At 31.9% G+C, this 17,774-nt stretch carries 18 protein-coding genes; all 18 read left to right on the top strand.

Annotated features, from left to right (window positions below; genetic code table 11):
• Positions 1-4: 4 nt before the first annotated feature.
• The 18 genes from J2Z44_RS00280 to J2Z44_RS00195 all read left to right on the top strand — a co-directional run bounded on the left by J2Z44_RS00280 (position 5) and on the right by J2Z44_RS00195 (position 17,773).
• Positions 5-580 carry a Maf-like protein gene (locus J2Z44_RS00280; protein ID WP_021283365.1) on the top strand — a complete coding sequence of 192 codons (576 nt, stop codon included), beginning with the start codon at positions 5-7 and terminating at the stop codon, positions 578-580.
• A 12-nt stretch (positions 581-592) separates the two neighbouring features.
• On the top strand, positions 593-1,279 hold the full coding sequence (gene radC / locus J2Z44_RS00275; protein WP_021283366.1) for a RadC family protein: 687 nt from the start codon (positions 593-595) through the stop codon (positions 1,277-1,279).
• 29 nt (positions 1,280-1,308) lie between these two features.
• Positions 1,309-2,319 (top strand): rod shape-determining protein, encoded by a 1,011-nt coding sequence (locus J2Z44_RS00270; RefSeq protein ID WP_021283367.1) that lies wholly within the window; start codon positions 1,309-1,311, stop codon positions 2,317-2,319.
• A gap of 2 nt (positions 2,320-2,321) precedes the next feature.
• Positions 2,322-3,164 carry a rod shape-determining protein MreC gene (mreC, locus tag J2Z44_RS00265; RefSeq protein ID WP_209649261.1) on the top strand — a complete coding sequence of 281 codons (843 nt, stop codon included), beginning with the start codon at positions 2,322-2,324 and terminating at the stop codon, positions 3,162-3,164.
• A 13-nt stretch (positions 3,165-3,177) separates the two neighbouring features.
• A complete protein-coding gene (mreD, locus tag J2Z44_RS00260; protein ID WP_021283369.1) occupies positions 3,178-3,672 on the top strand; it encodes a rod shape-determining protein MreD in 495 nt (164 codons plus the stop codon).
• A gap of 6 nt (positions 3,673-3,678) precedes the next feature.
• A complete protein-coding gene (locus J2Z44_RS00255; protein WP_209649260.1) occupies positions 3,679-6,699 on the top strand; it encodes a penicillin-binding transpeptidase domain-containing protein in 3,021 nt (1,006 codons plus the stop codon).
• A gap of 473 nt (positions 6,700-7,172) precedes the next feature.
• On the top strand, positions 7,173-7,805 hold the full coding sequence (minC, locus tag J2Z44_RS00250; RefSeq protein ID WP_021283284.1) for a septum site-determining protein MinC: 633 nt from the start codon (positions 7,173-7,175) through the stop codon (positions 7,803-7,805).
• A 15-nt stretch (positions 7,806-7,820) separates the two neighbouring features.
• Positions 7,821-8,624 carry a septum site-determining protein MinD gene (gene minD, locus J2Z44_RS00245; protein WP_021283283.1) on the top strand — a complete coding sequence of 268 codons (804 nt, stop codon included), beginning with the start codon at positions 7,821-7,823 and terminating at the stop codon, positions 8,622-8,624.
• A 9-nt stretch (positions 8,625-8,633) separates the two neighbouring features.
• The gene (gene minE, locus J2Z44_RS00240; protein ID WP_021283282.1) at positions 8,634-8,900 is read left to right on the top strand and encodes a cell division topological specificity factor MinE; all 267 of its coding nucleotides are present in this window, start codon (positions 8,634-8,636) and stop codon (positions 8,898-8,900) included.
• Positions 8,901-9,191: 291 nt separating this feature from the next.
• Positions 9,192-10,292 carry a rod shape-determining protein RodA gene (gene rodA, locus J2Z44_RS00235; RefSeq protein ID WP_021283281.1) on the top strand — a complete coding sequence of 367 codons (1,101 nt, stop codon included), beginning with the start codon at positions 9,192-9,194 and terminating at the stop codon, positions 10,290-10,292.
• 276 nt (positions 10,293-10,568) lie between these two features.
• Entirely contained in the window at positions 10,569-10,937 is a 369-nt protein-coding gene (mgsA, locus tag J2Z44_RS00230) for a methylglyoxal synthase (protein ID WP_021283280.1), read from the top strand.
• A 132-nt stretch (positions 10,938-11,069) separates the two neighbouring features.
• Positions 11,070-11,876: a M23 family metallopeptidase gene (locus J2Z44_RS00225; protein WP_021283279.1), complete on the top strand. Its 807-nt coding sequence runs from the start codon at positions 11,070-11,072 to the stop codon at positions 11,874-11,876.
• 41 nt (positions 11,877-11,917) lie between these two features.
• Positions 11,918-12,802 carry a M50 family metallopeptidase gene (locus J2Z44_RS00220; RefSeq protein ID WP_209649259.1) on the top strand — a complete coding sequence of 295 codons (885 nt, stop codon included), beginning with the start codon at positions 11,918-11,920 and terminating at the stop codon, positions 12,800-12,802.
• 163 nt (positions 12,803-12,965) lie between these two features.
• On the top strand, positions 12,966-14,816 hold the full coding sequence (locus J2Z44_RS00215; protein ID WP_021283276.1) for a TIGR03960 family B12-binding radical SAM protein: 1,851 nt from the start codon (positions 12,966-12,968) through the stop codon (positions 14,814-14,816).
• Positions 14,794-15,498 (top strand): TIGR03936 family radical SAM-associated protein, encoded by a 705-nt coding sequence (locus J2Z44_RS00210; protein ID WP_021283275.1) that lies wholly within the window; start codon positions 14,794-14,796, stop codon positions 15,496-15,498. Before J2Z44_RS00215 ends, J2Z44_RS00210 begins: the two co-directional genes overlap by 23 nt.
• 15 nt (positions 15,499-15,513) lie before the next feature.
• Entirely contained in the window at positions 15,514-16,971 is a 1,458-nt protein-coding gene (locus tag J2Z44_RS00205) for an Rne/Rng family ribonuclease (protein ID WP_021283274.1), read from the top strand.
• A gap of 155 nt (positions 16,972-17,126) precedes the next feature.
• Positions 17,127-17,438, top strand: coding sequence for a 50S ribosomal protein L21 (gene rplU, locus J2Z44_RS00200; protein WP_021283273.1), 312 nt, complete (start codon positions 17,127-17,129; stop codon positions 17,436-17,438).
• A 2-nt stretch (positions 17,439-17,440) separates the two neighbouring features.
• Positions 17,441-17,773: a ribosomal-processing cysteine protease Prp gene (locus J2Z44_RS00195; protein ID WP_021283272.1), complete on the top strand. Its 333-nt coding sequence runs from the start codon at positions 17,441-17,443 to the stop codon at positions 17,771-17,773.
• Position 17,774: the final 1 nt, after the last annotated feature.

Below are 17,774 nucleotides of genomic sequence, written 5' to 3'. Positions count from 1 at the left end.
GACTATGAATATCATACTAGCATCAGCATCTCCGAGAAGGCAACAGCTACTAGGAAAGTTAATCAAAGACTTTAAAATCTTAGTAAGTAATTTTGATGAAAGCAGCGTAAAATTTAATGGAAATCCTTGTGATTATGTTTGTATATTAGCAGAAGAAAAAGCAAAAGATGTATTACAGAAGGTAAATGAAGACACTTTAATAATAGGCTGTGATACTATAGTGTTTTTTAATGGCCATGTTTTAGGAAAGCCTAAGAATGAAAAAGAGGCTTTTTCTATGCTTAAAATGTTAAGTAACAATGTTCACTATGTTTATTCAAGCATTGTTATTATAAACAGTGTTACTAAGGATGTAAAGAAAAGCTGTATATGTACTGAAGTGAAATTTATGGACCTTCATGAGGAGCTCATTAAGGATTATGTAAAATCAGGAGAACCTTTTGATAAAGCAGGAGCTTATGGAATACAAGATAAAGGCGCCATTTTTGTTGAAGGAATAAATGGATGCTATTATAATGTAATGGGGTTATCTGTGAATAAATTATACTTAATGCTAAAGGAGATGGGGGTAAATCTATAAAGGAGTTTTGAAATGGAAGAAAAAATTAAACTTACAGATTTACCAAGAAATGAAAGACCAAGAGAAAAAATGTTGCTATATGGAGCGGAAAGCTTGTCTAATGGAGAGCTTTTAGCTATAATATTACGAACTGGAAGCAAGTCTGAAAATATTTTGAATTTAAGTAATAGAATACTTTCACAATGTGGTGGTATAAATGGACTCTTAAATTCTGATATCAACGACCTTCAAAATTTAAAAGGTATAGGAGAGGCTAAAGCTACTCAGCTTTTAGCACTGTCTGAACTATCAAAAAGATTTAAATCCTTTAAATCAGGGGATGAAATTAAAATTAAACAACCTCAGGATGTAGTGGAATATGTGATGGAACCTATGAGATATTTGAAAAAGGAATGTCTAAAGGTTATTATGTTAAATACTAAAAATATAGTAATTAAGTCTGTAGATATATCCATCGGAAGTTTAAACAGTTCTATAGTCCATCCGAGAGAGGTTTTTGTTGAAGCTATTAAATGCAGCAGTGCTTCAATTATTGTATGTCATAATCATCCTTCGGGAGACCCAACTCCAAGTAAGGAGGATATAGGTATTACTAATAGACTGCAAGAATGTGGGAAACTCATTGGTATAGATGTTTTAGATCACATTATAATTGGAAATGGTACTTATATTAGTTTGAAAGAAAAGGGAGTATTATAGAGTTTTTATAAATAGAAAGGAGAATTTTAATGGGATTATTTGCGAAGTCAAGAGACATGGGAATAGATTTAGGAACAGCTAATACACTAGTTTATGTTAAGGGGAAGGGGATTGTATTAAGGGAACCTTCAGTTGTTGCAATAAATAAAAATACTGGAAAAGTTCTTGCAGTAGGAAATGAAGCTAAACAAATGATTGGAAGAACTCCAGGAAATATCGTGGCAATAAGACCTATGAAAGATGGTGTAATTGCTGATTTTGATGTAACTGAGAAAATGTTAAGACATTTTATAGATAAAGTTGGGGCGAAAAATTCTTTTAAGAGTCCTAGAATTGTAGTATGTTTTCCATCAGGAGTAACAGAAGTGGAAAAAAGAGCCATAGAAGAAGCTACAAAAAGTGCAGGAGCAAGGGAAGCACATTTAATGGAAGAGCCAATGGCAGCAGCTATTGGAGCAGGCCTTCCAGTAAATGAACCAACAGGAAGCATGGTTGTAGACATAGGTGGTGGAACTACAGAAGTTGCTATTATTTCACTTGGGGGAATAGTTACTAGCAAATCCTTAAGAGTTGCAGGAGATGAACTAGACACTTCTATTATTGCTTACATAAAAAAACAATACAATCTTATGATAGGTGAAAGAACATCAGAAGCTATAAAAATACAATTAGGTTCAGCCTTTGATTTAGGAGAACCAGATAATACTATGGAGATAAGAGGAAGAGATTTAGTTACAGGGCTTCCAAAAGTTATAGAGATAACTGAATCAGAAGTAAGAGAGGCATTAAGTGAGCCTATAGCAGCAATTATAGACTCAATAAAAACTACGCTTGAAAAAACACCACCAGAATTAGCAGCAGATATCATGGATAAGGGTATAATGCTAACTGGAGGAGGAGCTCTTTTAAAAGGATTAGATAAATTAATTAACCACGAAACACATATGCCTGTTAATATAGCAGAAATACCACTTGATTGTGTGGCTATAGGAGCAGGTAAAGCCTTAGATAATCTAGATGTATTAAGTAAGAGAAGATAAAAATGAAGAGCATTAAAAACAAACTGGCAGTTATAGTAATTATACTGTCAGTATGCTTTTTATTCTTAATTGGCTATTCTGTTCAAAGAGAAAATGTGTCTTTTGTGGAAAATGGAGTGGGAGCGACTCTGAACCCTATACAGGGTATATTTTATAAAATAGGAAATGGAGTTAAAAATTCACTAAGTTTTATTTTTAACATCAATGAAATTAAAAAAGAAAATGAAGAACTTAGGTCTAAGAATAAAGATTTAGAGTATAAATCTAATCAAAATGCCCTATTAGAACAAGAAAATCAAAGGTTAAGAGGAATGCTTAATTTTACAGACTTAAGGAATGAATATAATTATGTTGGCTGTGATATTGTTGGTATAAGTGGTTCTAACTTTTTAGATGGTTATATAATTAATAAGGGGAAAAATGTGGGAATTCAAAAGGGTATGGTTGCAATTACAGGGGAAGGGCTAGTAGGACAGGTTACTTCAGTAGGGAACAACTGGGCTATAGTTCAATCTTTATGTAATGAGAATATTGCTGTAGCTGGATATGTAATTACTACTCAAGAAAGTGATGGAATAGTTAAAGGATATAAGGGTAATGAAGATAAGTTTTTAGCACAAATAACTGGGCTTTCAATTAAATCTCAAGTTTCTAAAGGTGATGTGATATTAACCTCAGGTCTTGGAGGAGTATATCAAAAAGGAATTAAAATAGGAGAAGTTCTTGAAGTAGAAGAAGACAAGGCTGCTGTGGTTAAAAATGCCATAATAAAGCCAAGTGTAGATTTTAACAAGCTAGAGCAACTTTTAATTATAGTTCCAAAAGAAACTAGAGATGTGAAGTAGTAGGGTGTAGATTGTGAAAAAAATAATATATTTATTTCTTATAACTTTATTTCTATTTCTTTTAGATAATACCCTAATAACTTTCATAGCAATAAACCACATTTACCCAAGTATTCTCCTTGTTTTTATCATTTCTTATGCCATAATAAATGGATCTCTAGAAGGTATGATTCTAGGAGTTCTTGCAGGGGCATTTCAAGATTTATATTTTTCTAAGTATATAGGCATAAACATGCTTAGTAATATGATTATATGCTTATTAGCTGCAGAAATAGGTAAGAGCATATTTAAAGATAAATCCATTGTACCAATAGTTTCAACTTTCTTTTTAAGCTTTATAAAAGGACTATTTGTATTAGGAGTTTTATTTCTATTAAGAGTTAAAACTGCTGGTATAAGTGTAGTCTTGTATAAGGCTTTATATGATATGGTAATATCAGTTTTATTATATAGGCTTGTTTTCAAATTAAGCGAAACAAAAACTATGAAGAAAGAATGGAGATTCTAGAAAAGTATGGTTAATAAAAAATCGGTAACTAATAAAAAGAGTAAAGCAAAGTTTTCTAGATTTAATATATTTTTTATTGCCATGGGTCTTATTTTTACTACCATAATTAGTAGATTGCTATATTTGCAGGTTGTGATGGTAGAAGAGTATAGAGAAGAAGCTAATAAAAAAGCTAGTAAAAATGTACCTAAGGTTGCAGCAAGAGGAGATATTATAGATGCTAAAGGTGAACTTCTAGCTACTAGTAAACAAAGTTATTCTTTAATGTTTACAGAAACAGAGGAGAGTAAAGAAAAGTTTTTTGAGACCATGGCAGAAGTGTTTAAAATATTAGATAAAAATAATAAATATATTGTGGATGAATTTCCGATTGTAATTGAAGATGGCAATTTAGCTTTTAAATTTAAAGCCACTGATGAAGAAAGTAAAAGATGGATGGAAATAAGATTTAAAAAAGATAAAGGAATCGATGACGATAAATTTATCAAAAAAATCTTTGATAAGAAAAGAGAAGAACTTACAAAAGAAGATGAAAAGGTTTTAGATGAAGAACTCTTAAAAATCTCTGCACAAGAAGTTTACGATAAGTTGCTTACGGATTATAAGATAGATACAAATTATGAACTAAAAGAACAAAGAAGATATATGATTGTTAAAGACAGTATTAAAATTCAGAGCTTTTCAGGATACAAACCTGTAGTCATTGCAAACGATCTTAGTAAGGAAGTAGCTTTTGAATTCGAACAACGGAAGGCCAGCCTTCCTGGAATAGCAGTTGAAACACAACCAATGAGATATTATCCTAATAATGAATTAGGTTCGGCCTTTTTAGGATACATATCAAAAATCAACCCTTGGGAAAAAGAAAAGTTCGAGGAAAAAGGCTATGATATAAGTACAGATAATGTTGGAAAAGCTGGATTAGAGGCGGCTTTTGAGCAATACTTGAAGGGTACTAAGGGGCAAGAAATTATCGAGGTAAACAAAGCAGGTAGAAAAGTTAAGACTATTGTAGAAGCAGATTCTTATCCAGGAAAAACTGTTCAGTTAAATATAGATAAAAATATACAAGAGGTAGCAGAAAAAGCTCTAGATGATACTATGAAGAGCATGCAGAATAAAGGTGTTATGGGAACAAGTAATGTAAGTAATGCTACAAGAGGGGCAGCTATAGTACTAAATGCAAAAACTGGTCAAGTTTTGGCTCTTGTGAGCAAACCTGGTTATGACCCAAATGTTTTTACAGTGCCAGGACTAGAAATACCCCAAAATTATTTTTCTCCTAACATTGAACAAATGGGTAAGGAGTATATTGCGAAGAAGGGGCTTATAAATAAAGTGGGAGTGCTGAAAGAGAATGAAATGTCTCTTCCAGCTGCTGAAAGAGCAAAGATACTTTTAGATAGAATGTTTCCAATAGATGAATCCATAGAAGGAAACACTACTATAAGGAAAGATCTAAATGACATATTTCCAAAGCCTTTTTATAATTATGCTTCAATGGCATTAATTCCTCCTGGATCAGTTTTTAAGCCTGTAACAGCTCTTGCAGGATTAACAGAGGGAGTAATAAATTCATCAACAAAAATAAATGATAATGGTATGTATACTAAAAGGTATAAAAGCTATCAGGGGGCTTGTTGGACCTTTAACCAGAGGCATGCTACCCATGGACCTATAGATTTAGCTAAAGCTTTAGAGGTTTCTTGTAACTTTTATTTCTATGATGTAGCAGATAGGCTATATGAAAAGTATGGAGAAAATCCAGGGGCTCTTGACCTCATTGCTAAATATGCTTGGAAACTTGGCCTTGGAGTACCTCCTAATAGTGAATTAGAGGCAAGTACAGGCATTGAAATAGCAGAAAATTTTGGTCAAGTTTATAACTATGAATCAAGTAAGAAAAAACAGTCAAATATATATATTGACCAACTTGCAGGTTTTTTAGGCAAAGGTTCTAGTTCTGTAAATACACAATTAAATCAATATAAGCCTTTTGATATTGCAAGGCAAAAAGAACAGGGAAGTCCTAAGGAAGTAGCAGAGATTAAGAAAGTTAATGAAAAGAAAAGTAATTTAATCGAGGCTATTAAAGCTCAAATGATTAATGAGAATAAGCTTCCAGACCCAGAAATGTATAAAATGTTAACACCTCTAATTAAAGAGGTTATAAACATTTCTCCTGAAGCTAAAGCTGTAGGTTATACAGATAAGGATATTACTGGTATTATGGATTCTATAATAAGCTCTGTTAATGATGCTAGGATTTATATTAGCTCTGCAGCTAATGCTTATGATGCATCCATAGGACAGGGAATGAATCTTTTTACTCCCCTTCAGTTAGCAAGTTATATGGCAACTTTAATTAATGGGGGAAACAGGTATGAATTACAACTTGTCAATAAGATAGTAGACCCTGTTACTGGAGAGACTACTGAATTTAAGCCTAAGCTTATAGACCATGTGGATATTGAACCACAATATCTTAGTGTAATTAAAAAAGGTATGAAAGATGTTACTGCAGGAGATAATGGTACAGCAGTAAGTGCATTTAAAGACTTTCCAATTGCTAACGGTGGTAAAACCGGTTCAGCTAACGTAAATGAAGAAGTTGAAAAGGCTATAGGAAGAACAGCTTATGGAACTTATATAGGATTTGCTCCTTTTGATGATCCAGAGATTGTTACCTGTATTGCAATTTTTGATGGAGGTAGCGGAGGCTATGGAGCACCAGTGGCTAGAGCTGTATTTGAAGAGTATTTTAGAGACCAAATAAAAGCCCAAAAACCTGGTTACAAGTTTATGTATGAAAAACCACAAAAATCAGATAATGCTGGAACTGTTATAGATGAAAGCAAAAAAGGTGAAAGTACTAATGGCGAAAGTACAACAAATAATACTCAAAATGGTACAACGAATAATTCACCAAATGGTGCAACAAATAATACACAAACTACTAAGCCAAACAGCAGGGAAAACAACACCACAAATGGTACACAGAATAGTACAACTAATAATCCACGGTGAGGATTATTAATATAACGAAAATATAATGTATAATAAATAACAAGTTTAATTATAATTTGAAATTAAACTTGTTATTTTTGTATTTTTACCATTAAATCATTTCTTCCAACAAGTTGTTTCTCAAGAAGTGGCAATGAAGCTAAATGTATTGTAAGTATATAAGCTACTCTTAATATGAAGAGTTTTCCATTACATAAAGATACATTATTTTAAGAGTGTTTATTTATAGAGAAACTACTTCGATATTTGAACTATTACTCCATATAGAATAATACTATAAAAGAAATTTTAAAATAAATTTCATCACAGATTACATTGGTAAGGTTAAAAAGGTATAATTAATTTGTAATAATTAAAATTCCATAGAAATAACACAATATTTTTAAATAATATTGATTTTTCTGTAATAATTAGAAGGAATTTAATAATATACGTTGAAATAGTAAAAGTATCTCAGTATGTGGAGGGTACATATGCAAGACAATAGAATAATATTTAAGGGGAATAAAGATGGTCTAAATGTAGTAATTGACGTTAATAGATTTAAAAATACTGAGGAAATAATTAATGAACTTATAAAAAAATTGTCTGTTACAAAAAGGTTTTATAGGGGTGCTACAATAAGTATTACCATGGACATAAAGCAAATTGATGAACATGACCAAGCTAGGATTAAAGAAATACTTTTTGACGAGTTTAGAATTAGAGATTGTATATATCAGGATTCTGGAGAGCGAACAAGTAAGTTTTTTAATGGGGTCAGTGAAGGTAGAACCAAGTTTGTAAGAAAGACCATTAGAAGTGGACAAAGATTTGAGTACTCGGGAAATTTAGTTTTAATTGGGGATATAAATCCAGGGGCAGAGGTGTATGCTGCTGGAAATATTATTGTATTAGGAAGTATTAGGGGAGCTGTTCACGCAGGAAGTAATGGTAATGAAAAGGCTTTTGTTGCAGCTTTTTCTCTACAACCTCAAATTCTTCAAATTGCTAATATAATAACAAGGTCTCCAGAGGACAATTTAAGACCACAATATCCTGAACTTGCAAAAGTTAAAAATGGAAGTATAATTGTAGAACCATATTTAGTTAATAAATATATTTAATGGAGGGAGTATTAAATGGGAGAGGCTATTGTTATAACATCTGGAAAAGGTGGAGTTGGAAAGACTACTACTACTGCGAACATTGGAACTGCATTAGCAGCAATGGATAAAAAGGTAGTTGTAATAGATGGAGATACAGGACTTAGAAACTTAGATGTACTTATGGGACTTGAGAATAGAGTTGTGTTTACCTTATTAGATGTAATTGAGGGAAGATGTAGACTAAAACAAGCTTTAATCAAAGATAAGAGATTTAATAACTTATTTTTATTACCAACAGCTCAAACAAGAGATAAAGATGATGTTAGTATTGATGGAATGCTTAAAATAGTAAATGAACTTAAAAATGAATTTGACTATGTAATTATTGATTGCCCAGCGGGGATTGAGCAAGGCTTTGAAAATGCTGTAGTTGGTGCAGACTGGTCAATAGTTGTAGTAAACCCAGAGATAACTTCAGTAAGAGACGCAGATAGAGTTATTGGAAAGCTAGATGCAAAAGGACTAAATAGACAAGAACTAATTGTGAATAGAATAAACTTTGAAATGACAAAGAATGGTGATATGCTGAACATTGAAGATATAAAAGAATGTTTAGCTATTAAGGTTATTGGTGTAGTACCTGATGATAGAAGAGTTACAGTTTCCACGAATAAAGGGGAGCCTATAGTTCTAGATACTACAGCACTTGCAGGACAAGCTTTTAAGAATATTGCAAAGAGAATAGTAGGAGAAGAAGTGCCATTTATTGATTTAAGTGTCACTAGTTCACAAGGTGGATTCTTAGCCACTCTTAAAAAATTCTTTGGGGGGAAATAGGAGGTAATCATGGATATTTTTAAGATTTTCTCAAATAAAATAGCATCTAAGGATATTGCTACTGATAGATTAAAGCTGATACTTATACATGACAGAGCGGATTTTTCACCAGACTTCCTAGAGATGATTAAAGGGGATTTACTAAAGGTTATCTCTAACTATGCAGAAATAGATGATGGCGAAGTTGAAGTTAAGCTAACTAGAGCAGAAGAAATGGAAGGACATTCACCTGCATTAATTGCAAGTATTCCAATTAAAAAAATAAAAGGAAGATAAATGTGTAAAGCTATGATTAAACATAGCTTTATTTTTTTTTCTATTATGATATAATCATATTTAGGCATTTTCAAAAAATAAATAAGTCAGTATGTTTGTTTAGTTTGAGTTATACTGCGTCAACAGAACCTTTAGATTGCTCTACATTTAAGGAACCTATTTTCCTGCATGTACAGACTTGCTTGTGAATAGAAACTTGTTTGTGAACACAAACTTGTTTGTGAACTCAAGATATTCTTAACATCTTTGGCTTGTTATTTATTTTCAAATGCTTATGTTGGAGGTATGTATATGATATTAAAAAACCTTAGAATAAATGATAAATTGATTAAGCATATAGACTTTAGTATTATAGGCATAATATGTGCAATAGTAATGTTTAGCATTATAAATATATATAGTGCAGGTGGGTTTTACTATGCCAGATTACAGTTTTTTTGGCTTATTATAGGACTCATAGCCACCTATTGCATTATATATGTGGATTATATTCAAATACTAAATTATGCTCCTGTAATTTATTGGTTTGCGGTGGCACTACTAGCTTTTAATGATATTTTCAGTAAATCAGTAAATGGTGCCAATGCTTGGATACAAATAGGAAAAAGAGCTATACAACCTGGAGAGTTTGCTAAAATAGCAATGATATTAATGCTTGCAAAGGTAATCCAAGACATGGAGGGAAATATTAATAATATAAAAAATCTCACTAAGGTTCTTATTTATGCAGCTATACCAATGATTTTGATAGTAATTCAACCAGATATGGGACTCACCATGGTTTCTTTCTTTATCGTCCTAGGTATTGTAATTGTAGCAAATCTTGATTGGAGAGTAATTGTAGGAGGATTATCAGCAGTTTTAGTTGTAATAGTTGGGCTTTGGAATTCTCCGCTTATGCCTTCATACTGGAAAGGGCGTTTACTATCCTTTTTAACACCAGAAAAGTTTGAACTTACCTTTGGATTTCAGCTTCTTCAATCCAGAATTGCCATTGGTTCTGGGGGAATTTTTGGTCTAGGTTATTCAAATGGAAGACAATATAAATTTATACCTGAAAATCATACGGATTTTATCTTTGCGGTAATAAATGAAGAATGGGGATTTATGGGTGCAGCAGTTTTATTAGTACTTTATGGAGTATTACTTTACAAATTGATAAGTATTGCAAAGACTTCAAAGGATTTAAGTGGAAGCATCATATGCATTGGAATTGCAGCTTCTCTAATGTTTTCAATTATTCAAAACATGGGAATGACTATTGGAATAATGCCTATTACAGGAATAACACTTCCTTTTGTAAGTTATGGAGGAAGTTCCATGTTAACTAATTTTATATCCTTAGCCCTAGTACTAAATGTAGGAATGAGAAGAAATAAAATTAATTTCTAGGAAAATTAGAAAATGTAGTGGGTTTACTAACTTACAAAAGAAAGCACTTAATATAAAATTAAACTTTAATATAATATAGGATTCCTTAGTGAAAGTTTAATTTATTCAGCATGAATTTCATTCATCTTCCAAAAGACTTAAGAAAACCAAGGAAGAGGAATAGTGGATAAGTTAGATATTGACTTTAGTTCCCTATAAACACGACTTTGTTTAGATTAAATCTTCTTCAAAGTCGGCGAGTAAAATGAATTTATTCATTATTTAAGGAGGATTTTTATGAGAATAGCTTTAATTGCACATGATAAAAAGAAAGATGATATGATTGACTTTGCTAAAAGATATAAGGATGTTTTGATAGAACATGAATTATATGCCACTGGTACAACAGGAAAGCTTATAAGTGAATTTGTAGGTTTATCTGTAAGTAGGTTTTTATCAGGACCATTAGGTGGAGATCAGCAAATTGGAGCAAGGCTTGCTCAAGGAGAGATGGATCTTATAATATTTTTGAGAGACCCGTTAACATCACAACCTCATGAGCCAGATGTAACAGCATTAATAAGACTTTGTGATGTACACTGTATACCTCTTGCTACAAACTTAGGTACAGCAGAAGTTTTAATGAAAGCATTAAAAAGTAGATAAAATAACTAATAAGCTAGTGAGAAGATTTATTCTTGCTGGCTTATTTTATTAACTTTTTTGCGGTTTCAATCATAAATCCCAGGCTATGTAATATAATTTATTAAAGAAAATCTTATTAGTGTAGGTGAAAAAATGGGTAACTATAATGATTATTATCAAAGATACTATTCTTCTATAGGTAGGAAACCTTCAAAGCAACACATGAAGAAAAAAATGAGTCCAAGCAGTGGAGCTGGTTATAGGCCTAATGGTAACGGCCATAAAGAAGGGAAGGGGAAGAGCTATTTCAGTAATTTTACCAGCAAGTTTATTGTACAGCTAGGTATTGTGTTATTTCTTATGATTCTACTACTTGGATGTAAAACCTTTAGTAATCCCTATACTAAAGGTTTTTATGAGGGGAGTAAAAAGCTTCTAAATGAAAATTATAATTATGTAGCTATTTTAAGCAAAATCAAAGATTTTAAATTAGAAGATATTGAGGGTAAAAGCATAATGTATATTGAAAAAATCAAGAGTTCAATTACTGGAGGGTTAACTTTACAGGATGAAGTTAAAAGTGATTATGCGCTTCCTGTTTCCATGAATAATATGCAACAGGGAGCAGGAGAAGCTTTATTGGCTCAAGGTGTAAATCAGGATAATCTGATGTGGGTAAAGCTCGATAAAGAAAGCACTATTAATTCTTGTCAGAGGGGAAAGGTGAAGAAGATTGGTAAAGATGATGCTATGGGGAATTATGTTACCATAGATCACGGAAAAGGTATAGAAACAAAATATAATAACCTCAGCGAAGTAACTGTAGGAGTTGGAGATGAAGTTAATAAAGGTGACATAATTGGAAAAGTAATTCCTAAAGTACCTAACTTTGAAACTTTTTATTTTGAAATATTATATATGGGAGAAAGACAGAAGGTAGCTGATTACTTAAAAGTATAGGGAAAAAGGCTATTATACAGTACTGAATTGGGAGGAAATAATTGCTTAGAATTAGTAAATACTTAATACCTTATATAGCACTCATATTAATTATTGGATTTAAATCTAAAATGTTAATGGGATTTGTAATAATTCTAATCCATGAATTCATTCATTTAATTACAGCAAGAGTATTAGGCTTTTCTGGTTTTACTGTAGAGATCTTACCCATAGGGGCGGTATTGAAGCTAAAAGACTTAGAGGAAGCTACCCCAAAGGAGGACTTGATAATATCTGTCAGCGGACCATTAGGAAATTTTATTATGGCCTTGGCTTGCATAGCAATAAATTATTTTTATAAAAGTGATTTTTTAACTCTTATGATTAATTATAATTTAGTTATTGGTATATTTAATTTAATACCAGCTTTCCCTTTAGATGGAGGGCGAATTTTAAGAGATATATTTGCTACTAGATTAATATATAAAAAAGCAAACGAAATAGCATTAAGGATAAGTATAAGCATAGGGTATGTTTTTCTTCTGAGTTTCTTCACATCTTTGTTCATGGGTATACCTAATTTAAACTTACTCTTGATAGCTATTTTTATTTTAGTTATTTCTTATAGGGAGAAAAGGAGGATAGCATATATAATTATGGGCTATATTATTAAAAAAAAGGAAAAGCTTACTAAAAGGGGATATATAGAAAATAAAAGTATTTCAGTATATTATAAACTTTCCTTATTGCAGGTTTTAGAGCTTGTAGATAAAAATAAATACAATGTATTTACTATCCTTGATGAAGAAATGAATGTAATGGATATAATATATGAAGAAGAAATTTTAAATGCCATAAAGTTTCTAGGAAACATAACTTTGGAGGAGCTAGTTAATAATAGAGAAGCAAGGATTAAAGATGTTTTAACTGGTGAAAGTATTAGATAAGTCTTAAATTATACTTTCCAAATTCTTTCAACAGGACAAATTTTCTATTTGTGATGAAAAGTCTTAAAGGAACTATGTTAGGGTAATGTATAAGTTAGGTGTTGGCTTTGCTTCCCTATATATGATAGAATAAATAATTGAATTAACTTAAGGAGGAATTTGAATGAACAAAATTTCCGATGATATTCTTTATAAAGTTGAAAAACCAGCTAGATATATTGGTGGTGAATTTAACTCTTATAATAAAGATAAAGAAAAAGTAGATATAAGATATGCGTTTTGCTTTCCAGATGTGTATGAAGTAGGTATGTCTCATCTTGGAACTAAAATATTATATTACACTTTAAACGAAAGAGAAGATACCTTCTGCGAAAGAAGCTTTGCACCATGGCCAGATATGGAGGCGCTTTTAAGAGAAAATAATATTCCCTTATATACTCTTGAAACTAAGGATTCTTTAAAAGATTTTGATTTCTTAGGATTTACCCTTCAATATGAAATGAGTTATACTAATATTTTAAATATGCTAGACATGTCAGGTGTTCCACTTAGAGCTTCCCAAAGAGGAAAGGAAGATCCTATAGTAATGCTTGGAGGACCTTGCGGTTACAACCCAGAACCGTTATACGATATAGCGGATATAGTTGTAATTGGAGAAGGTGAAGAGGTTATACATGAAATCCTCGATAAATACAAGGAGTTAAAAGGTGAACCCAAAGAAGAGTTTTTAAGAGCTATTGGAAAAATACAAGGGGTTTATGTGCCAAGCTTATATGAGGTTACTTATAAAGAAGATGGTACAATAAAAGAATTTAAGCCTAAGTTTGTAGATGTGCCAGCTAAGGTTAAAAAGAGAATAATAAATAACTTTAATGAAAATATATTTCCAGAGAAATTAATAGTTCCATATACAGAAATAGTTCATGATAGGGTTGTGCTTGAAACCTTTAGAGGATGCACAAGAGGTTGTAGATTCTGCCAAGCGGGTATGATTTATAGACCAGTTAGGGAAAAGAAAACAGACAAACTTTTAAGCCAAGTAGAAAGTTTAATAAGCAAAACTGGATACGAAGAGGTATCTTTATCTTCATTAAGTATTTGTGACTATTCAGATATACAAAATCTTATTTTTTCCTTAGTTGAAAGATATGAGGGAGAGAAGGTTGGAGTATCCTTGCCTTCAATAAGAATTGACTCTTTCTCAGTTGATTTAATTAAAGAAATCCAAAAGGTAAGAAAAACAGGATTAACTTTTGCACCAGAGGCTGGAAGTCAAAGAATGAGAGATATTATAAATAAAGGGGTTACAGAGGAAGATATGCTTAAGTCGAGCAAAAGTGCCTTTGAAGCTGGTTGGTCTACTCTTAAGCTTTACTTCATGATAGGACTTCCTTATGAAACTATGGAGGATGTACTAGGCATTGGTGAGCTGGCTGAGAAGGTTGTGGACCAATACTTTATGGTACCTAAAAATGTGAGACAAAGAGGACTTAGAGTAACTGTGAGTACTTCAATCTTTGTTCCAAAGCCATTCACACCTTTCCAATGGGCACCAATGGATAAGATGCCTGAAGTTAAAGAGAAAATATATGGCCTAAGAAGCTCCATAAAAAGCAAAGCCATAGTATATAATTGGCACGAATCTCCACTAAGCTATATGGAAGCTATATTTGCAAGAGGGGATAGAAGACTTTGTGATGTACTAATTAAAGCTTTTGAGAAGGGTGCTCGCTTTGATGGATGGGCAGAGTATTTCAATTTTGAGTTATGGCAGGAAGCTCTAAAGGAATGTAATGTAGATGGAGATTTCTATGCTTACAGAGAGAGAACTTACGAAGAAATACTTCCTTGGGACTTTATAGATATTGGCATAAATAAACAGTTCTTAATTAACGAGAATGAAAGAGCTAAGAATGCCGTAGTTACTCCAGATTGCAGAGAAAACTGTACAAATTGTGGAATAAACAAAAACTTTAAAGAAGGGAAGTGCTTTGAAGGTGCGTTATTTAGTTAAATATTCTAAAGATAGTGAAATAAAGTTCATATCTCACCTAGATTTAATGAGAACTATACAAAGGATTATTAGAAGAGCAGGACTTCCAATTGAATACTCAAAGGGCTTTAATCCTCATATGACCATATCCATTGCTCAACCTCTTTCAGTAGGAGTTTATTCTAAAGGAGAGTATATGGATGTAGTCTTTACTGAAGAAATGGATACGAAGATTATACTAGATAAGTTAAACCAAAATACTCCTAGTGGAGTTAAATTCTTTGATGTAGTTAAAGTAGAAAAGGGCGAAACAGGAAAAGCTCCTCAAGCTATGGCAATTATTGATGCAGCAGAGTATGTTATGAAGATTAAGTCATTTGATATAAAAGAAACCATGAAATCTTTAGAGCAAGTTAAAAATATGCCACAGTGGAATATCCTGAAAAGGTCTAAGAGTGGAGAAAAAGAAGTAGATATTAAACCTTTAATAAAGGATTTAACCATAAAAAGCAGTGAGAATCTTTTAATACTAGAAGCAACTACAGCTTGTGGAAGCAGGGAAAACTTATCACCAAGTCTTTTAGCTGACTATATAAAAGAACATGTAGAATACATAGATAGGGAAGCCTTTGTAGATATTGAAAGATTAGATATGTATGCCTATAAAAATAACAAATTAGTTCCTCTTAACAAATTTTTTTAGAGGAAGTGTAGCTAAGTGAAGGAGATTTTTATTGAAAGAAATCAGAAATTACTAAGAATAGCTATAAGAGAGTGTGGAAGATTAAAGGAGTGTTATGTAGAAGAGGAAGACGACACTCCTAAAGTAGGGGAAATTTATAAAGGCACAGTAAAAACCATTGTGGCTTCAATGAAAAGTGCCTTTATAGATATTGGATACACCAAAAACTGCTATATGAATTTAAAGGATAGTGCTGTGACACTAAAAAAAGGTGATGAGGTTTTAGTTGAAATACTTAAAGAGGAAATAGACAAAAAGGGCCCTAGAGTTACAAACAGAATTTCCTTACCAGGAACTTATGTAGTTTTAACTAATGGTAATAACTATTTAAGTATTTCTCCTAAGATAAGCAATAAAGATTTCAAAGCTTCCATTAAAGAAAAGTTAGTTAAGCCAGAAGATATAGGAGTAGTCATCAGAACCAAGTCAGAGAAGGTAGATGTTGAGTTACTTAATAATGAAATTCAATGGCTCTACAAAAACTACTTAGATATTGTAAAGAGATTTAGGTATTCCTCAAAATTAGGAAAACTCCATAGTGATGAGGGAGCCATAAGTAGAATTTTGAGAAACTATTTAGGTGGGGAAAATGTGAAAATAACCTTTAATAGTAATGAGGATTATTTGTATTGCAAAGACTACTTAGAAAGTAAGGGAATAAAAAACTATACACTAGAATTATATAAAGAGTCCCTAACCTTGTTTGATTATTATGGACTAGAAACTGAAGTGTTAGCTTTGAGAAACAGTAAAGTTATTCTTCCAAGTGGGGGGGATATTGTAATTGAGAAAACTGAAGCTATGCATGTTATTGATGTAAACTCAGCTAAAAATACTAAGATTTCACAGGTAAGAGATGCAATATTAAACACTAATATGGAAGCTGCTAAGGCTATAGCTGAGCAGGTGAGGCTTAGAAATATTGGTGGAATAATTCTAGTAGATTTTATAGATATGAAAGAAGCTGAGTACAGAGAAAAAGTATTGAAGCTTCTTAAAGAAGGTTTTAAAGAAGATAAGAATAATCCTACAGTGTACCCTTTCACGGAATTAAATCTAGTTCAAATATCAAGAAAAAGGTATGGAAAATCCATATACGATTATATCCTAGAACCTTGTGACACTTGCAAAGGAAAGGGAAATAAAATAAGGCTGTCTTATTTAAGCAATATTATAAGAAGTAAAATAAGCAGAATTAAAGCAGAACAAAATGTTAGAGATATACTTATAGAATTAGATAGTATTTACGAGAAAGAAATCAAGGAGAACATTTTAAGTTTTGTAACTTCCATTGAAGGATTAGACAGAAATATTTATATAAATTTTATTCCTCACCTAGAAAGTTTCAAGGTAGAACCACTGCTATTTTCAAATCAAATAAGAAACTTGGAAAAACTAAGGGTGTTTCAGTGGGATGAGGTTTCTATAATTTAGTATTTTTAAAGAAAAAAGCAATAAATTTCTTTACAAGTACTTTTCTATATGTTAAAATGGCTTTTGTAGACCGCACACATAAGGTTTTTTGAAACAGTTTTATGAAGTTAAAGCTGTACCTGAGATGGCGAGACTGGATTGAGGAGGTGTATTTAATGTACGCAGTATTACTTACTGGAGGAAAACAATACAGAGTTCAAGAGGGAGACGTGTTATTCGTTGAAAAACTTGAAGCTGATGTTGATTCAACTATAGAATTTGATAAGGTTTTAGCAGTTGGAAAAGAAGAAGGTTTAGTGATCGGAAAACCTGTAGTTGAAGGTGCTAAGGTTGTTGCTAAGGTTGTAGCTCAAGGAAAAGCTAAGAAAATCATAGTTTTCAAATATAAGCCAAAGAAAGACTACAGAAAGAAACAAGGACACAGACAACCATTCACTAAAATTGTAATTGAGAAAATAGAAGCTTAATTATGACCAGTGTTAAATTTTATAAGAAATCTGATAAATTTGTAGGTTTTAAACTTTACGGTCATGCAGCTCCTAGGGAGCTAGACTTAGATGTAGATTTAACTTGTGCAGCTATTTCGGCTATTTCTCAAACTACCTTAATTGGAGTTTTAGAAGTATTAAAAATAGAGGCAACCTATGAGATAGAAGATGGATTTCTAAGTTTAACCTTAGATAATCAAAGTAGCGAAGACGTAGAAAGATGTCAGGTCCTTCTCGAAACTATGTTGCTTGGGTTAAAAAGTATTGAATTTACTTACAGTGATTATATAAAAGTAGAATTAGAGGAGGTGTAAT

The sequence above is a fragment of the Clostridium punense genome, assembly GCF_017874425.1.
In the GTDB taxonomy this organism is placed as follows: Bacteria; Bacillota; Clostridia; order Clostridiales; family Clostridiaceae; genus Clostridium_J; species Clostridium_J punense.
The sequence above is the reverse complement of the archived record's forward strand: the minus strand, read 5'-3'. Positions and strand labels throughout refer to the sequence as shown.